Source organism: Bradyrhizobium sp., from assembly GCF_035484855.1.
Classification (GTDB): domain Bacteria; phylum Pseudomonadota; class Alphaproteobacteria; order Rhizobiales; family Xanthobacteraceae; genus Bradyrhizobium.
In genome coordinates, this window is record NZ_DATHOP010000156.1 from 1 (window position 1) to 3,575 (window position 3,575).

Consider the following 3,575-nt stretch of genomic DNA (forward strand, 5'->3'; position numbering starts at 1 on the left):
ATCCCCCAGGATCACCCGCGCGGCGTTGTGACCGGGGGCGCCGGTGACGCCACCGCCGGGATGTGCGCCGCTGCCGCAGTGATAAAGACCCTTCAGCGGGCCACGATAATCGGCATGGCCGAGCATCGGGCGCGCCGAGAACAGTTGATTCAGCGTCAACGCGCCGTGGAAGATGTCTCCGCCCAGCAGCCCGAACTGGCGCTCGAGATCGAGCGGCGACAGAACCTGCCGGCCGATCACGCTGGCGGCAAAACCCGGCGCGTATTTATCCACCGTCGCGATCATGAGATCGGCAACCTCTTCGCGATGGTCATCCCACGATCGGCCGCCGGGCAATTCCGGCGCGACATGCTGGCAAAAAAGGCTCGCAACGTGCTGGCCCGGCGGGCAGAGCGTATCGTCGAGGGTTGAGGGGATCAACACCTCGACCACCGGCTCGCGGCTCCAGCCCTGCGCACGGGCGTCCTGCCAGGCGCGATCCATGTAGCCAAGATCAGGCGCGATGATGATCCCGGCGGTAAGATGATCGCCGGTGCCGGGAAGGGCCGTGAACGAGGGCAGGGCGTTGAGCGCGACGTTCATCCGGAACGTGCCGGAGCCGTTGCGCCAGTTCCTGATGCGGCCGAGAAATTCCGCGGACAGCGCATCGGGCGGCACCAGCCGCGTGTACAGCAGTTTCGGATTGACGCTGGAGGCGACATATTTCGCGCGCACGGTTTCGCCGTTGTCGAGGATCACGCCGACGGCGCGGTCGCGCTCCACGATCACCTCGCGCACGCCGGCCCCCAGCACGATGTCGACGCCGTGGCCACGGGCCGCCTTCGCCATCGCCTGCGTGATCGCACCCATGCCGCCGATGGCGTGGCCCCAGACGCCCTTCTTGCCGTTCACCTCGCCGAAGGCGTGATGCAGCATCACATAGGCCGAACCCGCCGCATAGGGGCTGGCGTAATTGCCGACGATGGCGTCGAACCCGAACAAGGCCTTGACCAGGTCGCTTTCGAAGACGTCGTCCAGCATCTCGCCGGCCGAGCGCGTGAACAGATCGAGCAGCGAGCGCTGTTGCGGAAGCGATAGTCCGCGCAGGATATTGGCGCTACCCCATGCATTGAAAGCCTCGCGGATCGCGCCCGCGCCAAAACCCTCGACGATGTTGGGCGGCGCGCGCAGCACGAAGGCGCGCAGCACGTCGGCAATCTCCTCGAGTTGGCGGCTGAAGGCGTCGATCCTGTCGGCGTCGCGTTCGCTGAGTTTGGCGACAGACGCATGGGTGCGGCCTTCGCCGGTGAGCAGAAAGCTGCCATCCGGGGCGGGCAGGAAATTCTGCGCGCGGCGTTCGACGATGCGCAGGCCCCGCTCGCTCAATTTCAGGTCGGAAATGATCTGCGGGTTGAGCAGACTGACGGTGTAGGCCGCGACCGAGTTGCGGAAACCCGGATAGAATTCCTCCGTCACCGCCGCGCCGCCGACCGCCGCGCGGCGCTCGACCACTCTCACGCGCAGGCCGGCCATTGCCAGATAGGCCGCGCAGGTGAGGCCGTTATGCCCGGCGCCGATGATGACAACGTCCGTCTCTGTCATGTTTGTTTCAAAATATAATCGGGATCCCGTCATTCCGGGTTCGCGCTGCGCGCGCCCCGGAATGACGATCATTAGCGAAGATGTGATTGTCAGCCCAGCGCCAAGTGACAATCCAGCTCCGCCTCCCCGCATTGCCCGCCGCGCTTGCATATGCTCCATTGCCGGCTCCGGCGTCGGCCGGGTTCACGCCGGAGCTTGCATGAGTTCATCCGATCCGTCCGCTGCCGCGGAACAACCCTCCGTGAGCCGCAACCGGCTGGTGCTGACCGTCTACACGGCCGCCATTTTCGTCAGTGCGCTGCTATTGTTCTCGGTGCAACCGCTGTTCACCAAGATGGTGCTGCCGCGGCTCGGCGGCTCGCCGGCGGTGTGGTCGGTGGCGATGGTGTTCTTCCAGTCGCTGCTGCTCGCGGGCTACGCCTATGCGCATTACCTGATGCGGCTATCCAGCCGCATGCTGCCGGTGGTGATCCATCTGGTGCTGCTGGTGATAGCGCTGTTGTCGCTGCCGCTGTCGATCGCAAGCGGCTGGGGTGAACCGCCGACCTCGGGCTATGCGTTCTGGCTATTGGGCCTGTTCGCGGTCTCGATCGGGCTGCCGTTCTTCGCGCTCGCCGCCAACAATCCGCTGCTGCAGGCCTGGTTCGTCCGCACCGGCCACCCGAACGGGCACGATCCCTATTTCCTCTATGCCTCCTCGAATATCGGCAGCTTCCTGGCGCTGTTGTCCTATCCGGTGCTGCTGGAGCCGATGTTCACGCTGCGCGCGCAGAATCTGATCTGGACCGGCGGCTATGGCGTGCTGATCGTGCTGATCGCCGCCTGCGGCGTATTGCTGCTGCGCTCGCCGCTGACATCGGCCGTCGACATATTGGCCGAGGATACCGACGCGCCGCCGCCGCCGCGGATCCTGCGCTTGCGCTGGATTTTCCTGGCCGCGGTGCCCTCGGGCCTGTTGATCGCGGTCACCGCGCATATCTCCACCGACGTCGCCGCGGCGCCGCTGTTGTGGGTGCTGCCGCTGTCGCTGTATCTCTTGACCTGGGTGCTGGTGTTCCAGTCGCGCCCGCTGCTGCCGCACAGATGGATGCTGATGGCGCAGCCTTTGGCGATCACGGGCGTCATCGTGCTGCTCGCGGTCGGTGGCGAGCAGAACCTGCTGCTGACGCTCGGCGGCCACCTGCTTTGCTTCTTCGTCATCGCGATGGCCTGCCACGGCGAACTGGCGCGCACCCGCCCGGCGGCGAAATACCTCACCGGCTTCTATGTCGCGCTGTCGTTCGGCGGCATGGTCGGCGGCCTGTTCGCAGGCCTGATCGCGCCCTATGCGTTTTCATGGGTCGCGGAATATCCGATCCTGCTGGCGCTGGCGGCGCTGTGCCGGCCGCCCGGCGGCGCCGAGCGCTTGCCGCGCTGGAGCGCCTGGTACTGGCCGTTTCTCGCCGCACTCGCGGTCGCCCTGATCGCGCCCTCCTACTCGGAGGGCAGGATCATGAACTTTCTCGACGACAACCGGGTCTATGTGATTGGCGCGGTCGGCGTGCTCTCGGCCTTGCTGGCGCTCGGGCTGAACGCCAACCGCTGGAAGATTTTTGCAACCGTAGCTGTGGCGCTGGTGCTGATCCGGGCCTATCCGTCCGATGACGGACGGGTGGAAACCGTGCGCAGCTTTTTCGGTGTCCACAAGATCGTGGTGACGCCGAACGGCCAGTATCATGTGCTGATGCACGGCACGACGATCCACGGCGCGGAAAAATTCCTCAACGATGACGGCACGCCTGTGACCGGGCGGCCCGAGCCGATCAGCTACTATCATAAAGACGGCGGCATCGGGCAGGCAATCACGGCCATTCGCGAACGCAAGGGCGGCCCTATCCGCGTGGCGGTGATTGGGCTCGGCTCCGGCACGCTGGCCTGCGCGTCGCAGCCCGGCGAGACCTGGAAGTTCTTCGAGATCGACCAATCCATGGTCGATACCGCGCGCGATCCGAAAT

2 protein-coding genes are annotated in these 3,575 nt (G+C 65.6%); one reads left to right on the forward strand and one right to left on the reverse strand.

Features of this window, described 5'->3' with window-relative positions; all coding sequences use genetic code 11:
- Positions 1-1,581 (reverse strand): NAD(P)/FAD-dependent oxidoreductase (locus tag VK804_RS17625; RefSeq protein WP_325372536.1); only part of this gene is annotated, 1,581 nt, incomplete at its 3' end.
- Between the two features lie 199 nt (positions 1,582-1,780).
- Here VK804_RS17625 and VK804_RS17630 point away from each other — a divergent pair.
- A partial coding sequence (locus VK804_RS17630) for a class I SAM-dependent methyltransferase (protein ID WP_325372538.1) occupies positions 1,781-3,575 on the forward strand: 1,795 nt, incomplete at its 3' end.